Below are 19419 nucleotides of genomic sequence, written 5' to 3'. Positions count from 1 at the left end.
GCGGGTGCGAGTGGCCGGTGGTGCATTGGTGCATTGGTGCATTGGTGCATTGGNGCATTGGCGCATTGGCGCATTGGCGCATTGGCGCATTGGTGCATTGGTGCATTGGTGCATCGGCACATCGGCTCATCGGCTCATCGGCGCATCGGCGCAATGCGCCCATGCGACCCCGTGGCCTGACCGCGCCGCAAATCAGTCCGCCGTATCCGTGCCGGCCGGCACCCTCGCGTGCGCCTTCGCGCCCGGTGCCGGCGACCATGCTGGACGCGCCTTGCGCTCCGAATCCACGACGACGATATAGCGACCCGCCCACGGCAAAATCTGGCGGTCGCTCTTCAACACCCACAACGACTTGCCGGACTCGACAAGCGCCGCATATTCCGCGTCGAGAATGCCATAGTGATCGAGGAACGTATTGAGCGACGCCGGAATGCGCACGCAGCCCTTCGAATGACGCACGCCGAGCAGTGGCTCGAGCCGGTCGGGATCGGTGGCGTGCATCTGGAAGCGCATCTGCGACACGCCGCCCTTGCCCCAACCGCGTTCGGCCTGCGCCCAGCCGAGATCGAAGATGCGCATGTCGCGCTTGCCATAGCCGCGAATGTGATTCTGGTTCTCCGTGCCCTCGGAGCGGAAGTCCATGTTGGACGGCGTATGTTCGAACACGCCAAGCGGCGTCACGAAATGGTCGAACTCGCCTGGCCGGCCGGTGGACACCGGCGATGCGCCGATCATCTGCCAGGCGTCGGCGGGCGTCGCTCGAAAATAGATCAAGAGCGCCTGCACGTTAGCATTGCGGTCCACCATCACGACGTATTCACCCGACAGTTCGCCGAGCGCATGCTCGCGCAACGCCGCCTGCAGACGCCCGGCGTAGGCGCGCTGCTCGGCGGCCGGCACGTTGAGCCGGCGCGTGACCTGGCTGGCAAACACCTCGCGCAATGCCAACGCGCGGCGCGGATCCACCACGCCGGCCGCGTCGGGTGCGGCCACGGACGCCCCGGCGGGCAACGATGCTGCAACCGATGAGCCAGCCGACGACGCTGGCGATCCTGCCGAGCCTGCAGACCCTGCGGCAACCGCTGAGCCGCCAGACGCCGACAGCGCGACGGACGGCTTCGCGGGCGACGACGCAGCGCCAGACAATCCCGCCGACGACCTGGCGGCAACCCCTGACTCGCCAGACGCCGGCAGCGCGACGGACGGCTTCGCGGGCGACGACGCCGCACCTTGCGCCCGAGCGGACCAGGATACCGCCCCCGACGACGCAGCGACCGACCGCCCAGTGGCCGACGACGCAACGCCGGCAACGGCCGCCCGGCTGCCTGCCTCTGACGGCGTCGCCGCGAGGCTTGCACGAGCCGGTACGGCGAGCGCACCGGCCAAAGCAAAGCTCGCGAGCGCCGAAGCAGTCGCGCGCATGGCGGGGCGTGGTGGCTTCGCCGCGAACGACGGGCGGCACAGCGCCTGGCTGATCGACGACCATCGGCGCAACAGACGGAATGCGCGCCGCACCCTGCGGGTCACGCTCGCCGCGACTCGTGTAAGAGCTGCGCGGCGCAGTTCAGGCGGGCGAGGCCGCTTGGAGTAATTCATCGCGGGTTCGCACTGAGATGTGTTTATTATTTGCTGCTCGCAGGTTGATGCGGCGCTCGGAACCCGAGATGTTACGCAGCACATCGAGTTCTGTCGATGGCGCTTGCGCGGGTCCGCTACGTGCTCGCAGGCCAAGGCAGTCGCTGGTTAGACATCGCGTTCACGAGCAAGGAGCAGAACCATGAAGCACACCGATCCAGCCGCTGTCCAGACGGACATCGCAGCGGAGATGCATTTGACCGCCCGCTTCGACGCCAGCGAGGAAATCGAGCGTCGAGTCTCTTTTCTCGCGGATTATCTGCGCAGCAACGGCCTGAAGACCTATGTGCTGGGCATTAGCGGCGGGGTGGATTCGACGACCGCCGGGCGCCTCGCGCAACTGGCCGTTGAGCGCTTGCGTGCCGACAGCTACGACGCGCGCTTTGTCGCGATCCGTTTGCCGCACGGAGAGCAGAAAGACGAGGCCGACGCGCAGCAGGCGCTCGCCTTCATTCGCGCAGACGAGACGTTGACCATCGACATCAAGCCCGCCGCCGACGCGATGCTTGCGTCGCTCCGTCAAAGCGGCCTGCCCTTCTCGGACGAAGCGCAGGAAGACTTCGTCCACGGGAACATCAAGGCGCGGCAAAGAATGATCGCGCAGTACGCGGTGGCCAGCACGCGCGCGGGCGTCGTCATCGGCACGGACCACGCGGCGGAATCGCTGATGGGATTCTTTACGAAGTTCGGCGACGGCGGCGCCGACGTGCTGCCGCTCGCGGGTCTCAACAAGCGCCGTGTGCGAGCGCTCGCGAAGGCGCTGGGAGCCTCGGACGCGCTTGCCTACAAGGTGCCGACCGCCGACCTCGAAGCGTTGCGCCCGCAACGGCCCGACGAAGACGCGTACGGCGTTCCCTACGAGATCATCGACGACTTCCTGGAAGGCAAACCGGTGAGCGACGAAGCACGCAACATCATCTTGCGTTTTTACACGGTCACGCGGCACAAGCGGGCGCTGCCTTACACGCCCTTCGACTGGCCGGCGCCTGAAAGCGGACAATGAAGCGCGCGGGGCCGGAGGCAACGCGCATTGCGCCGGCTGGCAGTCGAAGGCCGCGCAGAGGCCACACGACGGTCACGGAGGCCGCACGGGGCCGCGCCGTGGCTGCGCCCAAGCCGCGTCCGTTGGGCGCCGCTACACCTTGACGCTCACTGCGTGGGCGGCGGTTCGTCGGTGAAAAGATCGGCGCTCGCCTCGAGCGCCACGCCGCCCAGGTGCTTGCCGTGAATCTGCCGCGCGATGACTTCGCCGACATACGGCACTTGCGCGTCGAGTTCGACGGTGGCGTACGCGCCGGGCGTGCCGGCGTCGATCACTTCGACATGGCGTGCGTAATGCCCGAGCTCACGCTCGAGGAATTCCCGCACTTCCTGCTCGCTACACGACGGCGCGATGTTGCGCACGATGAGGTTCATGCAGCCTACCCCTGACGGCTGCCGCGCCTGTCGGCGCGCACGCGCACCGGGCGCAATGCCGCGCGTTGTCTGGCCTGTGCGGCGGCCAGTTCGCGGATAAGTGCGGCGCCCGCCGCGCCCAGCGCCGCCAACGACAGGTAGAAGGCAATCATTCGAATCTCCGGTATTCCGATAGGTTCGCGAGGCACCTGTTCCAGCCTGGCCACTGGCGCTCGCCAATGCGATGCGATGCGACGTCGAAACAGCGACGTGCAACGATCACCGCGATCAATGCACTGTACCTGAACCGCCCGATCTTCGTCCGGCCACTGCGCCGTCTTCTTGATGCTGTCTTGACGCTGCTCAGCCCTTGCACCCTTTGTCACGCAGACGCCAGTTGCAAGAAGCGGGCCGCGTCGCGTACGCCGGTCCGCAGGGCGCCGAGCGGCGCGCGAAAACCCGGCGCAACCAGTCAATGTCAGTCCGCGCCCACGTCCTGCACGTTGGCCGCGCTCACCCACCACGCGTTCTTGCCGTGCGGCAATTCGACCAGTACCGCGGAGGGATCGTCCACACCGTCGTCTGCCACTTCGCATACGGCGAGGCCGTCGGGCAGATGCTTCACTTCACCCGCCGACTGAAAAAGCGCGATGCGTTGCGCATTGAGCGGACGCAGTTGACGATAAACATCGAACGAGATGGCGGCGGGCACGTCGCCGCGAATCTGCAGCGCGTCGGCTTTGCCGCAACCTATCGGCCCGGCCGCGAATGCGGTGGAGCTGCCGGCGGCACAGGCGAGCGTCAGCGCTGCGAGCGTGGCTGCGGCAATACGTGAAAAGGTCATGGTGATTCTCCGGGAATGAGTTAAGTCTGCGAGCTGAACGCCAAAATAGAAAGCACGCCTGCTGGACGACGGGTGACAGCAGTGCGTTGGGGAATCAATCGTTTGGTCCGGCGGCCGTTGTAGTGGCGCTGGCTGTTGCTGTTGCCATTGCCATTGCCATTGCCATTGCAGTGGCCCTTGCCGTTGCCATCACAGCGGCCGTTGCCGTTGCAGCGGCCGTAACGGTTGCAGTGGCCGTTGCTGCTGCCATTGCCGTTGCAGTGGCCGTTGCCATTGCAGCGGCCATTGCAGTCGCATCGCCGCAACTCAACCGTAACGGTAACCCCGGCTGTAGCCATAACCAGGCCGCAACCGTGAGTTCTGCGCTTTCACCGACCACTGCAACCGGGTCCGCACAAGACCGTGAAAGCGACCCGGCAAGCTTACGGCGATGAACCAGGTCCCGCTCTACGGCCGCCGTCGACACTGGTCGCAACGTCGAGCCGGCTGATATTGCAGGACTCCTGGCTGAAGCCCGAATAGACCACCGACCAGTCGCCGACGATCGCCGCTTGCGCTTCCGCGAGACTCAGCTTGCCTTCGCAGACGCAGCGCTTGAGCATGACCGCCGCGCGCGCCTTGCGCCGCTCGCCCTGGCGCCCCGCCCACGGCAGAAGGCCGAGGTTGGACGGCGCATCCGGCGAACCGCCGAGCACCACCGGCACGCGCCGGTCCAGCGCGAAGTCCGCAGCGTCGTCCGGGTCGATGCCGCGCTCGGCGAGCATCCGGTCTTTGCGCGCCATCAGTTCGTCGAATGGCGGCGCAACCGCGCTGGCATAGCCGGGCCGGCAGATCGTCTCCCCGATCGACTGCTGCGTCACGCGCTGATCGAGCATGCTCGAGTCCTGCGCATGCGCCACGCCCGCTCGCCATGCGATGAGCGCGGTCAGACCAAGCATTAGCGTGACACGCGCCTGCCGCACGCGCAGCGGCGCCGGTGCACGTAAATGCGATGGAAACATAGTCCCGCTAGGGTCGCCGCAACAGCCGCTACGACGCGTGTCTGCAATGCCTGCCTTCATCCGTCGGCGCGCCGGCGGAGGCGCGCAAGAGTTCAATTCGCAAGCCAATTAAAACACATTCGATGCGCATAAGTAAAAAAGCTCGCCGGATCGGAGCCCGCGCGGACGCCCATCGCGCGCTGTCCGGCACAGATTGCGGATGTGTTCGGCGCGATACGCGGCGGCCAAATGCCGCAGCGAAAACCGCGCCGCCTCGCCTATTGCGTGGCCCGCGCCTGCAGCGCGCGGATGCGGCTGAGCGCTTCGGTGTTGGCTACCGTCGCATCGTACATTTGCGCGAGGTCGGCTTTCAGCGCCGTGCGCGAGCCGCCGTCGAGATAAATCATGTGGCCCGACGGATAGAAACGCGCCGACAGGTTCTGCCGGACCTGCTGACTCAGCAGCGGCATTTGCTGCAAGTCGAGCACCGTCTGGTAGAACGGCGTGACGAAATCGTAAAAACCGTTGGCCGACAGTACCTTGAGGTCCGGGTTCAGCGCCATGACCGCGGCCAGGTCGCCAGCCGTGTAAAGGATCACATTGCCCTTGTCGTCTACGCCCTTTTGCGCGCCGGTCGGATCGATATGGCTGAAGTCCCAGAACTGGAACGCCTGGTCGTTGAGGTCGGTGAAAGCCGAATTCGACGTGTATTTCAACTGCTCGTTCAGATAGACGTTCCACATCGTCGTGTAGACGCCCGACACCGCCGTCATGGTCGGATCGTTGCCGCCCGAGTTCGGGTCGATCTTGCCGGCAATGCCGGTTCCGATAGCGGTGACGCGGCCGTCGTATGCGCCAAGCACCAGCCCCTGGGGCTTGAGCAGCGTGGTCAGAAAGAGCGAATTGCCACGGCTGTCGTATGACGCGATGTCGAGACTCCACGCGAGCAAGGTAGTCTTGTCGATGCCGGTGTATTCGGCAAGCTTCTCGACCGTCGCCGAATCCGTGGTGGGAAATTTGCGCAGGGCCGCGAGGTAATCCGTGCGCGCAAACTGGGCGACTTCCTCCGCGAATGCGCCGAGATCGGTCGGCCGCGGCGCTATGCCGAGCTTCTTGTGATACCACGCGTCGGCGGCGGCCGTGGGCAGCACGCCAACAGGGTTGCCCGCCTGCGCATAATCGAGAATCGACGATTGCAGCGTGATGCCGTTCAGATCCACCCCGCCTTCGTGCAGCCGGTAGGCAAGCACGCAGCTGCGCGCCGTGCCATACGACTCGCCGAACAGGTACTTGGGAGAATTCCAGCGGTTGTTTTTGGTCAGGAAGCGCTTGATGAACTGGGCGATCGAATCGGCGTCCTGGTCGACGCCCCAGAAATCGCGGTTCTTCTTGGGCGCAATGGCCGCCGAATAGCCGGTACCGACCGGATTGATGAAAATCAGATCGCTTTTGTCGAGCAGGCTGTCGGGGTTGTCTTCGATCGTATAGGGCGCGGGCGGAGTGAAGTTCGGCATCGACGTCCTGATGCGGCGCGGCCCGAACGAGCCGAGCAGCACGAACACCGCCGAAGAACCTGGGCCGCCGTTATAGAAGAACGTCAGCGGCCGGGTTTCCTCCTTCTGGTTGTCCTGCGTGAACGCGACGTAGAACATGCGCGCGGCGGGCTCTGAACTGCTCGGGTCGACGATCACCAGATGCCCCACCGTCGCGGTGTAATTGATCTTCTTGCCGTCTATGGTGACCGAGTGATGCGTGATCGCGGCGTTCTCGTCCGTCGCGGTGACCGAATCGTCGGGGCCGTTGCCGTACGCGAGCGGATCGAAGAACGGCTGATCGCCCGCCTTGTGCTTGCCGCTACCGGCTGCGGCTTTGGCGGAGACTTCTGAATCGTGCGGCGACTGCGGACTAACGGACGCTGGCTCTGTGCTTGTCATGATCGCTCCATGGGTACGTTCACGTCTTGTGCCGGTGCTTCGGTTATGTGCCGGGCAAGTTGGCCGACTTCTCGACCAGCTTGCCGACTATAGTGCGGCAGCCACTTTCTGACCATTGGGACTGCCGAGCCCCGTGCAGGCGTCCCACCCTCCGGACGCCGCGAAGCTGCCGTTGTTGCCCTGCGTGATGTCGTTGCAAACGCCCGCCGCCTTGTACAGCTTCGGATTCACGAAGCCCGCCGGTGCGCCTTGCGCCGCATTGATGCGGGCAATCAGTCCCGCCCACAGCGGCGCCACGGCGCTCGTGCCGCCCACCACCGTTTGCGTGCCCGCGACCAGTACGGTGTAGCCGGTGAGCGGCGAGGCGTCGCCGGCCACGTCGGGGACGCCGCGCCGCGTCAGCGGCTTCTTGCCCCCCGCCGTCAACGCCACCGAAAGTCCCTCCTGCCACGCGGGCAACGCAAACGCACGGCTTACTCCGCCGCCGCCCGAGCCGCCTTGCGGGCCGTCGTTCCAGACCACCTCGTGCGTGATCGCAGTGCCCGACGCGCTCAGGCTCGTGCCGCCGCATGCGAGTACATACGGACTTGCCGCCGGAAAATCGACCTGGTCTCCACTACCGGCGCCGTCGCTCGAGCCGCTGTCGCCCGACGCCGCGCACACCGTGACGCCGAGCGCCGCAGCGGTTTGCAGCACGCTGTTGAACGCCTTCAGCGACTGGCTGGTCCAGATCGACTCGGGCCCGCCCCAACTGATCGAAATGACCGACGGCTTGTTGACCGTATCGTGCACGGCACGGCTCACGGCGTCGATAAAGCCGGCGTCGCTGTTCGGCGCGAAGTACACCGCAATCGTCGCGCCCGGCGCGATTGCGCCGACGATCTCGATGTCGAGCGTCACCTCGCCGTCTGGGCCGTTCGGGTCGCCGGTGGGTTCGTTGCGCGCCTGATCGACACTGACCGATTTCACGGTGGGCAAAGGCACGCCGAGGCTCGCGAAATACGATTTGAGATCCGCCGGATCGTACCCGCCACCCAGTTCGATGATGCCGACGCACTGGCCATTGCCGTCGCCTTGCGGAAAGTTGTAGAGCGACGCGAGTTCCAGTGGCGTGAACGAGGCCTGGTGGGTTCGCGCGGGCCGGAACGGCGGACGGATGCGAAAGTGCGGCCGCGCCTGCGGGCGGTTGTCGAGCCCGAGCACCGCTTCCACGACGTCCTGGAGGTCGTCCGGCACATTAACCACTCCAGTGCGCCCGCGAAACTCTCCGGCCGTATGGTGCTGATATTTTTCCAGCTTGACTTCGAACGCGCTCTGGAATTGCGCGACCGTGCCCGAGAGCAGCACCGAGCGCGCGGCCGGGTCTTCGCGCTCCACTGCGAGGCCGTGTGCGGCGGCAAACGCCTTGACTTTGGCGAGGTCCTCCGGCGCCGCGCCAAAGTCTTTGGCCAGCGCCTCGCGCGACAGTGGCTTGACATTGGGGTCGCCGGCTTCTATGCGGCTCATCAGCGCGTCGAATTGCGCCTGCTGCTGGCGGCGCAGCATGACGAAAACCTCGAGCCTCTCGGCTGGATCGCAGGCGCCGATCAGTTTCGAGCCTTGTTCTACCGTTCGCTCGCTTCCGGGCAGCGGTTGCTTGGTGGCCATGTGTCGATTCTCCTCGTGGCATGACGACGCCGGTTGCGAAAAGCAACGGAGCGGCACGTGCGCCCCATCCACTCGCCGCCGGACGACAGCGGTTACAAGGTGCTGCATGCAGGACTTCGCAAACCTTCGGACCAATGCATTCGAACACAGTTCCGGCGCACGCGGCAGTCGGCCGAATGGCCAATGCGGCGGCTCCGCCGCGCACGCGGCAGTGCGCTCCGCTATGATGCTGTAGCGGCAATTCAGCCGTTACATTGCCTCGCGCGCGTGAGCGCGCACGCTCGAAGAATCAGAGGAACCCATGTCAATCTCGATGTATCAAGCATCTCTGCCCGTGCTGATTCGCGGCCTCACCAATCTCCAGGCCATCCTCGGCAAGGCGCAGGCGCATGCCGCAGCAAAGCAGATCGAACCGTCGGTATTCACGAACGCGCGCCTCGCGCCGGACATGTTGCCGCTCGTGCGCCAGGTCTATATCGCGAGCGATACCGCGAAGGGCTGCGCCGCGCGTCTTGCCGGCGTCGAAGCGCCCAAATACGACGATGTCGAACAGACTTTCGACGAACTGCACGCGCGCCTCCAGAAGACGATCGACTATCTGAAGGAATTCAGCCCGCAACAGATCGACGGCTCCGAAGAGCGCACCGTCGCGTTGAAAATGCGTAACGGGGCGATCGAGTTCACAGGCCAGTCGTATCTGCTCGGTTTTGTGCTGCCCAACTTCTTCTTCCACGTGACCACGGCGTACGACATCTTGCGCCATAACGGCGTGGAGCTCGGCAAGCTGGACTATCTCGGCGCGCTGAAGTAAGCGCAGGTCCTACACGCGCGGCTGGAAGGCGATGATCGCCATGCCGGCCAGCGTTACCGCGGCGCCGGCTGCGTCCCACAGCGTCGGCCGCACCTTGTCGACGCACCAGAGCCAGGCTATCGCCACCGCCACATACACGCCGCCGTAGGCCGCATACACGCGGCCCGCCGCGGTGCCGTGCAACGTGAGTAGCCAGGCGAACAGCGCGAGACTGAGCGCGCCGGGCACGAGCAGCCAGACAGAGCCGCCCTCTCTGAGCCAGCGCCACGGCAGATAGCAGCCGAGGATCTCCGCCACGGCGGTTAGCGTGTAAAGCAACAAGGTTTTCATCGTCGACAGACCGGCGGTGTGTGTTCGCGTGGCCGCAGGCCGCGCGTGTTCAGGCATGCGCGGCTCGGCGCTCTATCGGTCTTATTAACACAATCACTTGGCGCGCGAGCATGGGCCGTGCGAAAGTCGCTTCACCTTTTCGCCATTCACGACCTTTGCCCGACATGAGCACTGCATCGCCCTGCATCGACATCTGCAAGTTCGACAGCGAAACCGGCTACTGCATTGGCTGCCTGCGCACGCGCGACGAATGCAAAAGCTGGAAGAAGATGAAAGACAAGCACCGCAAGAAGATTATCGACGACCGCTCGCGCCGCGAGCGCAAGCTGAACCGGTAGCCCGCTTCCCGTTCGTGAGAAGCGCGGAGCCGGTTAATGGCAGGTTATCGGCCGTTGATCGCCGTAAGCGCCTGGAAAACGCCCGTTAATGAGCCCGTTAATGAGCCCGTTAAAGATCCCGCTGAAGCGCCCGTTGAAGCGCCCGTTGAAGCGTCCATTAACGGGCCCGCTCAAGCTTCTATTAAAGCGCCCGCTGCAGCGTCGACTAAAGCCCGGCACAGCCTCAATCGAGCGACAGCCGCAGCGCGAAGCCGATCAACGCCGCCGAGAACGTCCAGCGCTGCAGGGTCTGAGCAAGCGGATGCGCGCGCATCCAGTGTGCGATGCGCGCGGCGCCCACTGCATACGCAACGTCGAAGCACAGGCCGACGGCGAGCAGCACCGAACCCAATTCGATCATCTGCAAGGCGACTGGCCCCGCTTCCGGACGCACGAACTGCGGCAGGAGCACTGAACAGAACAGCAGCGCCTTCGGGTTCAGCAGATTGGTCAGCAAGCCCTTGACGAACGCAGCCCGCAACTGCGGCATGCCGGTGCCGCGAGCTCCTTGCGGCGAGCCCGCCTCGTCGCGCGCCGCGCCCGCGTCGGGCAGCGCGAATACCGGTGAGCGGAAAATCTGAATGCCGATCCACGCGAGATAAACCGCGCCGCCGTAGCGCACCACGTCGTAGAGCCACGGCGCATTGCGCAGCAGCGCGGCCGCACCGCAGGCGGACAGCGTCACGTGCGTGGCGCGCGCCACGCCGAGCCCGCACGCGGCCGCGAAGCCGCTGCGCACGCCGCGCCCAATACTCGTTTGCAGGATGAGCGCCATGTCGGGGCCCGGCACGGCGTAGACGACCAGTAGCGCGGCGACATAGACGGCAAGCAGGTGAGCGGAAATCATGTGAGCCTCCTGTGATTCAGGGCTCTATCTTGCTATCGCCGATGGAGGGTTTGTTGGCGAAATTCCGGACTCGCGGCACTCGTATTGGGGGAATACGCTAATATCGCCGGATCTACACAAGCTTTCCACCAGCGCGGCAACTGCCGCCTACCCAGCATGACAATCGACCTCGACAAGACCGACCGCGCGATCCTCGCCGCGCTGCAAAAAGACGGCCGCATGTCGAACGCGAGGCTCGCCGAACTCGTCGGTCTTAGCGAAACACCCTGCGCGCGGCGCCTCAAGCGCCTTGAGCATGAGGGCTATATCGGCCAGTACCGGGCCGTGCTCGCGCGCTCGGCGCTCGGCTTTGGCGTGGTCGCGTTCGTTCTCGTGCGCTTTGCCGTGCACGACAAGGATCTCGCCAACCGTTTCGAGCGCGAGGTGCAGGCCATTGAGCGGATCATCGCGTGTCACAACGTGTCGGGCAGCGCGGACTACATCCTGCAGGTGGTCGCGCGCGACCTCGACGACTACGGCACCTTCATGCGCGACCAGATCCGCAGCCTGCCGGGCGTGACGTCGGTGGAGTCTGCGCTATCGTTGCGCGAGGTGAAGGCCGACAGCGGCCTGCCGTTTTTGTGAGCCCGAACATGGCATAGTCACGCCATTTCACGCGGCGCAAGCCGCACGGACGAACCTGGAGTGTTTATGGACGACCTCGATCACGACAAGGCGCGGGCGGAAGAAGCCGCCGCGATGGAACGCGTATTGACCGCGACACTGCGAGTGAAGACGGCGTTTGCATCGTTGCAATCGCAATTCCCGCCGGCCGGCAGCGGCAAGCCCTCGCAATTCGCGCTGCAGACTTTCGACGCTGCATTGCAGGAGCTCGAAGACGCCCAAGCCGCGTTCGACGAACTGCTGGGCGATCTGCTCGACGGCAACCGTTGAGCGTTGGCGAACGCGAAGCCGCACGCGCGCCGCTTGACGCAGCGCAGCGGCAGAAGTCGCGCTGGCAAGTGCTGCCAGGGGCAAAGGTCGCGGCGGCATGCTTTCTGAGGCAAGGCGCTCAGGGGAAGGCTCTTGACGGCGACGCTGTCGGCGGCAGGGGCTCTTTCTTGACGGCCACGCTGTCGGCCACAACGCTTCAGGCAGCAACGCTCCCGGCGGCAAAACCCGCACCGAAAGGTTCAACCCTCCCGGGTTTCGATCACCGGCTCGCACAGAATCGGAAAGTTGACCGAGTTCGCGATGTAGCACTTCTCATGCGCCGCGTGATGCAGGCGCCGCGCCAGTTCGACGTCGGCGCCCGCCTGAACCAGCACGCGCGGGCGTAACACGATTTGCGAAAAACGGCCTTGTTGAGGACTGTCGAGCATCGTCCCTTCCGCATCGTCGCGGTAGTCCATCACGACAATGCCGGCGTCCGAGCACAAGTGCAGGTACCACAGCTTGTGACACGCCGAGGCCGACGCGACCAGCAGATCTTCGGGGTTCCAGCGGTCGGCATCGCCGAGAAACGCGGCGTCGGAGGAGCCCGCAATGGCCGGTTTGTTTCCCGAGGCGATCACATGATCGCGACCATAGTCGCGATAGCCGGAGGTGCCGCTGCCGCGATTGCCGGTCCACTGCACGCAGACCTTGTATGTGTGCTCGCCGTATGCCATGCGCGCTTCCTGTGTTCGAGTCGACGGTTGACGAAGCGTCTATCTTAAACCGCCGGCACCGGGCGCCGGGCAATCTGCCGTTCCCGCAGGTGTTTCTATCGTGGCGCCGCGGGCCTGCCGCCCAGGCTCGGCACTCGCGGATCGGGGTTCTGGTTCAGACTCGTGCCGTTCGCCCGCATGTTGTTGGGCACCCGGCCGGGATTGACGGTAATGCCCGTGCCAAGGCGCGAGCCGGTGCCGAGACCCGTGCCGGTGTGTGCGCCACTGCCAAGGCCACCGCCGATTGCACCGCCAGGCGTAGCAAGCCCCGGCGTCGGGCTGAGCGTCGAGCCCCCTGCTCCTGCACCGCCTGCTGCGTTCCCGTTAAGCGGCGTGGCGCTCAAGCCGCCAATGCCGGCGCGGCTGCCAGGCGCCTGCGCGCAAGCCATTGTGCTCATGCCGCACAGGCATGCCGCGATCATCACAGTTGATGCAACACTGCCAGTTGCAATTCTCATTGCTCCGCTCCGTCAGATAACGCGCCGCTCAGTCCATATGACGAGCCGGTGCGTGCTTCGTTCACGCTCGTAACAGGTTCTATCAACGTCGGCGCTCGAGCGGCGTTCCATCGTGCAACAGCGTACAAATGCTTACAAAGCACCCACGGGCAGCGTGCACCGGACGCTTCGTGCAAGCGTTATTGCAGGCATCTACCCGCGGAGCCCGCAATGAACACGAACCTCACGCCCAGCACTTCACCCCGCAGCCGTATCCATCCGTTGATCGCCGGCGCGGCAGTGGCCGTCATCCTCGCAAGCACGACGGGCATCGCCGCGATGACGGGCTTGCTGCCCACGTCGCACGCGCTCACCGAACCTGCGCCTTCACCGGTTGCGCTGGCCGCGCAGCAGCCGTCGGCGGCTCAACAAGCGGCTCAACAAGCGGCTCAACAAGCGACTGAGCAAGCGGCTCAACCAACCGCGCAGCAGCCCACCCAGCGCATCGCGCCCGCGAAGCCGCCGGTTCCTCGCTCGCATACTGGCGCCACGCAGGCCCCGCGATATGCAAACAACAGCGGCTACCAGACAGCCAACGAACCCACCGCGGCGCGCCCGGTTCCGGCCGATCCGTACGCGGGCGAAGTGGTCGCCATCAACACCGTGCAGTCGCCCCAGGCGACCACCGGCCTGGGCGCACTCGGCGGCGCCGTTGCGGGCGGGCTGGTCGGCAATCAGATTGGCGGCGGACGCGGCAAGATTCTGACCACGATTGCCGGCGCGGTCGGCGGCGGACTGGCAGGCAACGGCATCGAGCACGCCGTGCGCAAGCAGACCACCTACCAGGTTCAGGTGCGCATGCAGGACGGCAGCTACCGCAATTTCGACTATCAGACGCAGCCGCCCGTGCAACCCGGCCAACGCGTGCACGTCTCGGGCGACACGCTCACGGCTTCCTGAAGGTTCGACGAAAACTCGCGCGCGAGTCGGCGCGCGAGAAATGAGCCAGAGTGGACCATCGGATAACGCCGTGCGCGTTATGATCGGTCGTTACGCCAAAACGGCTGATCGCGCGCGATGGAGCAAGCCTACGTCCACCTTCTGCATCTGCTCGCCGGTCATCCGGAATGGATGCTCACGGTCGTGTTCCTCGCGGCCTTTCTCGAGTCGGTCGCCGTCATCGGCACGTTTGTTCCCGGCAGCACCGCGATGTTCCTCGCGGGGGCGCTCACCGGCACCGGCTCGCTGAGCCTCGGCTGGGTGCTCGCGTGGGCCATAGCGGGCGCCATCGCCGGCGACGGGCTCAGTTTCTGGCTCGGCAGCCGCTACAAGAGCCGCATCGTCAAACTGTGGCCGTTTTCCCGTCATCCCGAAGTACTCGAAGCCGGTTACCGCTTTTTCGGCAAGCATGGCGCGAAGAGCGTGGTGCTCGCGCGCTTTGTCGGCCCGCTGCGGGCTATCGTGCCGGTCGTCGCCGGCATGCTCGGCATGTCGCCCGTGCGCTTTTACGCGATGAACGTGCTGTCCGCGCTGCTGTGGGCACCGGCGCATATCCTGCCGGGTGTGGTGTTCGGCGCGTCGGTGCTGCTTGCGGGCGCCGTGTCGTTCCGGCTCGTCGTGATCCTTGCGTTGTTGCTGGTGAGCATCTGGCTCAGCTATCGCGCGGCGGCCTTGCTGCTCTCGCACGCCCACGCATGGTCCGTTGCGGCCGGCCGGCATCTCGGCAGTTGGGCTTGCCGTCACCCTGGACCGCTTGGCCGCGTCGCACGAAGAATGCTCGACCCGGCAGCGCCGGATGCAACCAGCATTCTGGCCGCGTCTTTCATCGTTCTGGTATGCGGCGCACTCTTTTTCGGCATTCTCGAAGACGTGATAACGGGCGATCCGATCACCCACGTCGACCAGTCCGTCTATCGTTTCATGCAATCGGTGCGCACGCCGTGGGGCGATGCCGTGCTCGCCGGCCTCGCGACGCTCGGCAGCACCGGCACGCTGGCCGCGCTGATCGTTACAGTCGCGCTGTGGATGGTGTGGGAGCGGCGCTGGCGCACCATCGGCTACTGGCTCGCGGCCGTCGTCTTTTCGCAGATGCTGATCTTTGCGTTGCAATTCGCGATGCAGCGCACGGCGCCCAATGGGCTGCTGCCCGGCGCCTACGTATTCCCGAGCAATCACGTGGCGGCAACCGTGATCGTGTATGGCTTTCTGGCTTTTCTCCTCGCGCGGCGGGTCGGCATGCTCGAAGGACTGCTGGTGGTCACGGTGACGACGCTCGTCGTGATCCTGGTCGCGCTAGCGGGCGTGTACTTCGGCCGCTACTGGGTATCGGACGCGATCGGCGGCGCCGCGCTCGCCTATGTGTGGGTGGCCATTGTCGCGCTGACTGCGATGTTGCGGCATCCAGAGCCGCCGCCTACCCGCCGGTGGATGCCGGCAATCGTGCTGGCGGTGGTGCTCGCCAGTGTCGGCGTGCAGTCCGGCCTCGGCATGATGACGCCGCCGCCCGGCGTTCTCGCGCCGCTGCCGCTCGCACACGTCACCCGGCAACAGTGGACGCAGACGGTGTGGAAACAGTTGCCCTGCTATCGCTCCGATATGGGCGGCGACCGCAAGGAGCCGCTCACGCTGCAATGGGTCGCGCACAGCGAATCGCTGCGCCAGCAGTTGCGCCGCGACGGCTGGCTGGAGGGCACGGATCTGTCCGCGCATAGCCTGCTCTCGCTCGCCTCGCCCGATGTGGCCGCCACCGCGTTGCCCGTCCTGCCGAAGCTGAACAACGGCGTGCTTTCGTCGCTCGTTTTCATGCGCCCGGGTGCTACGCGCAACGAGCGCGACGTGCTGCGCTTCTGGCCCAGCGGCTATGCGGTCGGCGATGGCGCGGCGGGCGTACCGCTATGGGTTGGGTCGATTGCGCATGAGCGGCTCGCGCACGCCTCGTGGCCGCTGAACGTCGTGCGGGTGGACAAGCATCTCTCCACCTATGACATTGGCATGAAGCTGAGCGCCGACTCAGTCGCGAGCGTGGTCGCGACTGGGATCTGTCATGGCGTGCCCGTGGCGCTGCTCGCCTCCGCGGCGCAGTGACTGGCGTTATTCGAACGTGGCGCTGATCGCAAGCTGTACCGAGTTGCCCCGAGGCCGGTGGCTCGCCTCGACTTCGTTGACCCAGCGCAGCGCGGCGGAGACCGGCGTTTTCGACACTTTGCCCGACCAGGTGATCATCGGACCCAGGCCCCAGGCGTGACCGCGCGCGCCTCCGACGCGCTCTGCAATGCCGCCGCTGTCGTCGGCAAGCTGCTGGATATAGCCGCCCACCACGCCCACGCCCCAGCCGCTTTGAAAACGCTTGAGCGCGAGCACATCGAGCACGCTGACAGGCGCGTTGTGGTAATGCGTGCGGCTATTCGGCGTGTAAAAGCCGATGCCGTAGTTGACTGTCAGTTCGATATTTTCCGAAGGGATCAGATGCGTGTACGCGATGGTCGGCGTGAAGGTCCACGTGTTTTCGCCTGCATTGGCAAGGCGGCTCGTACTGTAGGAACCCGTGGGCGCGAAAATCTGCACGCTCAACGCCACGTGGTCCGTCTTGGTCAGATGGTAGCCAGCGATCACGGGCACGAAAAACAGGTCGGCGAACTCTGTCGAGTGATCGTTGGGAAGGATGCCGTTGAAGCTCGACGCATGGGTGTACTGCACGGGCACGCCGACCAGCGAGGCGAAATTCCAGCCGCCCCACGTGACGCCCCAAGGTTTGAGCAAGTCTGCAATGGTATAGACCACCTGATAGTTCAGACCCTGGGTGACAGTTCCCGACACCGGCAAAGTCTTCGTCGCGCCGAGCGAACCTTCGTAATAGATGGTTGCGAACGAAACGATCCACTCGGAGGTGGGCGGCACCACGCCTGCGTAGGGCGAGACCTGCTGACCGGTCACGGGCCTGCCGACGCCGCCTTCGGTCGCGGCGCACTCGTTGGCGTAGACACACGCGAGCGCCGCCACGGCGCGCGCGAGGCGCGAGGCCCTCGCTCCCGTAGAAGGCCGGCGCAAGGCGGCCGACGAAGTCGCCGCTCGCGTCAAGAGACGCAAGGCGGCTGCGGCAGTCGCCGGATGCGAGCCGCGAGGCTTCTCTCGCGCCAACACGCGCGGCGTCGCTGCGCTTGTCTTCATGTGGCCTCCTATTGGACCGTGTAGCCCTTGCCTTGCATACACGCGCCGTACGCATGCCAATAGGTGGTCATCGCCGATTGCTGGGAGGATGCCGCGGCCTGCGCCTCGGCGGCATGCTGCTGACGGCTGCGCACGCCGCCCGCGAGCGCGCCCGCGGTTGCGCCCACCGCGGCGCCGTGGCCGGCGTCATTGCCGCTCACCTCGCCGACGAGCGCGCCCGCGGCCGCACCTCGCGCAGCGCCTCTGACGCGCGAGCCGGTCGGGCCCGCTGGAGGCGCGGGCGTCTGCGCAACGACAGCCGGATCGATGCCGGTAGTCTGCTTCGCCCAGGCGTAACAGGCGCCGTCGTCTGACATCTGCTGCTGTTGGCTTTGTCCATGCGCGGGATAAGTGGCGGGTTTCTGAGCGTAGGCAAGTGCGCTCGCACTTGCGATAACCACTGCGGCGATTCGCTTCATTGGAATCCTTGTCTTCGGGAAAGCTGATGAGTTTCACGTGGCGTCATGGCCAGAGGCCGGAGCCGCTCCCACGTAAAGCATCTTAGGCAACAGACTGCCTGCCACCGAGAGCACATCAGCTAAACGCGAACAGTTTTACTTAACACTGCGTGCGCCGCTTGCTGCGCTACGATGCACGTCACCAGCACTGCCCCTCGCATGGAAGATAGGAAAGCACCCTGCCAAAAGCAAGCCTATGATTAGATATACATACGTTTTTCCGGACTTCGCCTGCCTGCCTTGATGCCATTGCAGAACAGCACTGCCTTAGTTCATCTTCCCGTCAACTTCAACCTGAATTTGTTTGGCTCAAGCATTGCATTTATGTATGGAAGGGAGCTAATAATCTCGCCATCGAAAGAACGGAGTCGTTTGCGAATAAAGACCTGAGGTCTTGCCAAATAAGATTTCATTCAAACCGGTTGCATTTCGCAGTGCGATGTTTGTCACGCCGCGCACGACGCCCGCAGCGCATACGCGAGCGTACAAGCCGGGTTCGCTCTCACCCACATCACAACGAGACGTGCAACTTCGAAACACGGAGATTTCATCGTGAAACGCTCAGGCGCACACCAGAGGGCAACGCTCATAGCGCTTGCCATCCTGGCCGGCTCGCCGGCCATGTTCGATACCGCGATTCCCGCGGCTCATGCGCAAACCGCCGCGAAGATATCGAACCAACAACTCGATTCGCTGACTGCTTCCGTCGCGCTCTATCCCGATGCACTGCTCGCGCAGGTGCTGATGGCGTCTACTTTCCCGCAGGACGTGGCGGCCGCGGCTGCGTGGTCGCGAGCCAATCCGAACATCAAGGGAGACGACGCGGTGAGAGCGGTCGCGGGCGAACCGTGGGACCCGAGCGTGCAATCGCTGGTGGCGTTTCCACAGGTGCTGGCCACGATGTCCTCCAGGCCCGACTGGGTCGCACAGCTTGGCAATGCGTTTCTCGCGCAGCCCAACGACGTGATGGACTCTGTCCAGCGTCTGCGTAGACAGGCGCAACAAGCGGGCAACCTCAAGACCAGCGAACAGCAAAAGGTCATTGTCGAACAGAGCACCATTCAGATCGTGCCGGCCAACCCGCAGGTCGTCTACGTGCCCACCTACAACCCGACAGTGGTCTATGGCACATGGCCCTACCCAGCGTATCCACCGGTTTATGTGCCGCCGCCTCCCGGCTATGCGGTGGCGAGCGGCCTCGCTGCCGGACTCGCGTTCGGCGTGGGCGTCGCGATTACGAGTGCGCTATGGAGCGATGTCAACTGGAACAACCACAGCGTCAACATCAATGTGAACCGGTACAACAACATCAACGTGAACCGGCGCCTCGACGTGAACAGCAACACGACCCGGTGGAATCGCGATACCACGTTCAACCGCAACACTTCCGCGAATCTGGGGGGCGTGCAGCGCGACGCCTATCGCGGACGCGATCTGTCCGGCTCGCGCGCGCAGGCGCAGCAGAACCGCACCGGGCAGAATCTGGGCGGCAGCGCGAGCGAGCGCCTGCACGGCATCCAGCACGGCGGCACGAACGCCTCCAATATTCAGGCTCGCGCGCAGAACGTGAATCGCGACAACGCGCTGCGCGGCGCAGGCAATGGCGCCGCCGCGCAGCAGGACATTCAGCGCGGGCAAGCGAGCCGCGAGGCGCAGGCCCGCGCGCGCAATAACCTTGGCGCAGGCGCTGGAGCGGAACGCGGCGGCTTCGGCGGCGGCGGGCAACCGCGCAACCTGCCGGGTGCGGGCGGCACAGTGCCACATGGCGGCTTTGGCGCGGGCGGCGGCGGACAACGTCACTTTGGACGCCAACGTTGAACGATACCAGGA

Annotated in this window: 22 protein-coding genes; 8 read left to right on the top strand and 14 right to left on the bottom strand. The window is 65.0% G+C overall.

Going from position 1 to position 19419, the window contains the following annotated elements; all coding sequences use genetic code 11:
* Positions 1 to 192: 192 nt before the first annotated feature.
* A complete protein-coding gene (locus F757_RS0101940) occupies positions 193 to 1422 on the bottom strand; it encodes a L,D-transpeptidase (RefSeq protein ID WP_232221330.1) in 1230 nt (409 codons plus the stop codon).
* 355 nt (positions 1423 to 1777) lie between these two features.
* Here F757_RS0101940 and nadE point away from each other — a divergent pair, with 355 nt between their 5' ends.
* A complete protein-coding gene (gene nadE / locus F757_RS0101930; protein WP_027209908.1) occupies positions 1778 to 2638 on the top strand; it encodes an ammonia-dependent NAD(+) synthetase in 861 nt (286 codons plus the stop codon).
* 146 nt (positions 2639 to 2784) lie between these two features.
* Here the strand turns inward: nadE and F757_RS0101925 are convergent, their stop codons facing one another.
* The 7 genes from F757_RS0101925 to F757_RS0101895 all read right to left on the bottom strand — a co-directional run bounded on the left by F757_RS0101925 (position 2785) and on the right by F757_RS0101895 (position 8435).
* The gene (locus F757_RS0101925) at positions 2785 to 3051 is read right to left on the bottom strand and encodes an RNA-binding protein (protein WP_013341393.1); all 267 of its coding nucleotides are present in this window, start codon (positions 3049 to 3051) and stop codon (positions 2785 to 2787) included.
* A gap of 5 nt (positions 3052 to 3056) precedes the next feature.
* Positions 3057 to 3203, bottom strand: coding sequence for a hypothetical protein (locus F757_RS36030; protein WP_198021331.1), 147 nt, complete (start codon positions 3201 to 3203; stop codon positions 3057 to 3059).
* Between the two features lie 305 nt (positions 3204 to 3508).
* Complete coding sequence (locus F757_RS0101915) at positions 3509 to 3874, bottom strand: hypothetical protein (protein WP_027209907.1); 366 nt, start codon at positions 3872 to 3874, stop codon at positions 3509 to 3511.
* Positions 3875 to 3894: 20 nt separating this feature from the next.
* Complete coding sequence (locus tag F757_RS35610; protein ID WP_156923477.1) at positions 3895 to 4212, bottom strand: hypothetical protein; 318 nt, start codon at positions 4210 to 4212, stop codon at positions 3895 to 3897.
* An 84-nt stretch (positions 4213 to 4296) separates the two neighbouring features.
* Entirely contained in the window at positions 4297 to 4935 is a 639-nt protein-coding gene (locus F757_RS0101905) for a hypothetical protein (protein WP_027209905.1), read from the bottom strand.
* Positions 4936 to 5132: 197 nt separating this feature from the next.
* Positions 5133 to 6788 carry a S10 family peptidase gene (locus tag F757_RS0101900; RefSeq protein WP_027209904.1) on the bottom strand — a complete coding sequence of 552 codons (1656 nt, stop codon included), beginning with the start codon at positions 6786 to 6788 and terminating at the stop codon, positions 5133 to 5135.
* Positions 6789 to 6875: 87 nt separating this feature from the next.
* Entirely contained in the window at positions 6876 to 8435 is a 1560-nt protein-coding gene (locus F757_RS0101895) for a S53 family peptidase (protein WP_027209903.1), read from the bottom strand.
* A gap of 301 nt (positions 8436 to 8736) precedes the next feature.
* Here F757_RS0101895 and F757_RS0101890 point away from each other — a divergent pair, with 301 nt between their 5' ends.
* On the top strand, positions 8737 to 9246 hold the full coding sequence (locus F757_RS0101890; protein WP_027209902.1) for a DUF1993 domain-containing protein: 510 nt from the start codon (positions 8737 to 8739) through the stop codon (positions 9244 to 9246).
* A 9-nt stretch (positions 9247 to 9255) separates the two neighbouring features.
* Here F757_RS0101890 and F757_RS0101885 read toward each other — a convergent pair whose 3' ends face one another.
* On the bottom strand, positions 9256 to 9576 hold the full coding sequence (locus F757_RS0101885) for a YnfA family protein (protein WP_027209901.1): 321 nt from the start codon (positions 9574 to 9576) through the stop codon (positions 9256 to 9258).
* A gap of 164 nt (positions 9577 to 9740) precedes the next feature.
* On the opposite strand from F757_RS0101885, the gene F757_RS0101880 reads away from it, so the two are divergent.
* A complete protein-coding gene (locus F757_RS0101880) occupies positions 9741 to 9914 on the top strand; it encodes a DUF1289 domain-containing protein (RefSeq protein WP_013341401.1) in 174 nt (57 codons plus the stop codon).
* A 223-nt stretch (positions 9915 to 10137) separates the two neighbouring features.
* On the opposite strand, the gene F757_RS0101875 is transcribed toward F757_RS0101880, so the two are convergent.
* Positions 10138 to 10800 (bottom strand): LysE family translocator, encoded by a 663-nt coding sequence (locus tag F757_RS0101875; RefSeq protein ID WP_027209900.1) that lies wholly within the window; start codon positions 10798 to 10800, stop codon positions 10138 to 10140.
* A gap of 156 nt (positions 10801 to 10956) precedes the next feature.
* On the opposite strand from F757_RS0101875, the gene F757_RS0101870 reads away from it, so the two are divergent.
* Both F757_RS0101870 and F757_RS0101865 read left to right on the top strand, forming a co-directional pair.
* On the top strand, positions 10957 to 11424 hold the full coding sequence (locus F757_RS0101870; RefSeq protein ID WP_027209899.1) for an Lrp/AsnC family transcriptional regulator: 468 nt from the start codon (positions 10957 to 10959) through the stop codon (positions 11422 to 11424).
* Between the two features lie 66 nt (positions 11425 to 11490).
* Positions 11491 to 11733 (top strand): hypothetical protein, encoded by a 243-nt coding sequence (locus F757_RS0101865; protein WP_027209898.1) that lies wholly within the window; start codon positions 11491 to 11493, stop codon positions 11731 to 11733.
* 239 nt (positions 11734 to 11972) lie between these two features.
* Here F757_RS0101865 and F757_RS0101860 read toward each other — a convergent pair whose 3' ends face one another.
* Positions 11973 to 12449: an OsmC family protein gene (locus F757_RS0101860; RefSeq protein ID WP_027209897.1), complete on the bottom strand. Its 477-nt coding sequence runs from the start codon at positions 12447 to 12449 to the stop codon at positions 11973 to 11975.
* Positions 12450 to 12544: 95 nt separating this feature from the next.
* Positions 12545 to 12946 (bottom strand): hypothetical protein, encoded by a 402-nt coding sequence (locus F757_RS0101855; protein WP_027209896.1) that lies wholly within the window; start codon positions 12944 to 12946, stop codon positions 12545 to 12547.
* Positions 12947 to 13156: 210 nt separating this feature from the next.
* On the opposite strand from F757_RS0101855, the gene F757_RS0101850 reads away from it, so the two are divergent.
* Positions 13157 to 13885 carry a glycine zipper 2TM domain-containing protein gene (locus tag F757_RS0101850; protein WP_027209895.1) on the top strand — a complete coding sequence of 243 codons (729 nt, stop codon included), beginning with the start codon at positions 13157 to 13159 and terminating at the stop codon, positions 13883 to 13885.
* 117 nt (positions 13886 to 14002) lie between these two features.
* Positions 14003 to 16009 (top strand): bifunctional DedA family/phosphatase PAP2 family protein, encoded by a 2007-nt coding sequence (locus tag F757_RS0101845; protein WP_027209894.1) that lies wholly within the window; start codon positions 14003 to 14005, stop codon positions 16007 to 16009.
* 6 nt (positions 16010 to 16015) lie between these two features.
* On the opposite strand, the gene F757_RS0101840 is transcribed toward F757_RS0101845, so the two are convergent.
* Both F757_RS0101840 and F757_RS0101835 read right to left on the bottom strand, forming a co-directional pair.
* Entirely contained in the window at positions 16016 to 17092 is a 1077-nt protein-coding gene (locus tag F757_RS0101840) for a SphA family protein (protein WP_027209893.1), read from the bottom strand.
* 8 nt (positions 17093 to 17100) lie between these two features.
* On the bottom strand, positions 17101 to 17550 hold the full coding sequence (locus F757_RS0101835; RefSeq protein WP_027209892.1) for a YMGG-like glycine zipper-containing protein: 450 nt from the start codon (positions 17548 to 17550) through the stop codon (positions 17101 to 17103).
* A gap of 591 nt (positions 17551 to 18141) precedes the next feature.
* Here F757_RS0101835 and F757_RS0101830 point away from each other — a divergent pair.
* Positions 18142 to 19407 carry a DUF3300 domain-containing protein gene (locus F757_RS0101830; RefSeq protein ID WP_027209891.1) on the top strand — a complete coding sequence of 422 codons (1266 nt, stop codon included), beginning with the start codon at positions 18142 to 18144 and terminating at the stop codon, positions 19405 to 19407.
* Positions 19408 to 19419: the final 12 nt, after the last annotated feature.

Source organism: Burkholderia sp. WSM2232 (genome assembly GCF_000472545.1).
Taxonomy (GTDB): domain Bacteria; phylum Pseudomonadota; class Gammaproteobacteria; order Burkholderiales; family Burkholderiaceae; genus Paraburkholderia.
Note: the sequence above shows the minus strand (reverse complement) of the source record. Positions and strands in the feature narration are given on the sequence as shown.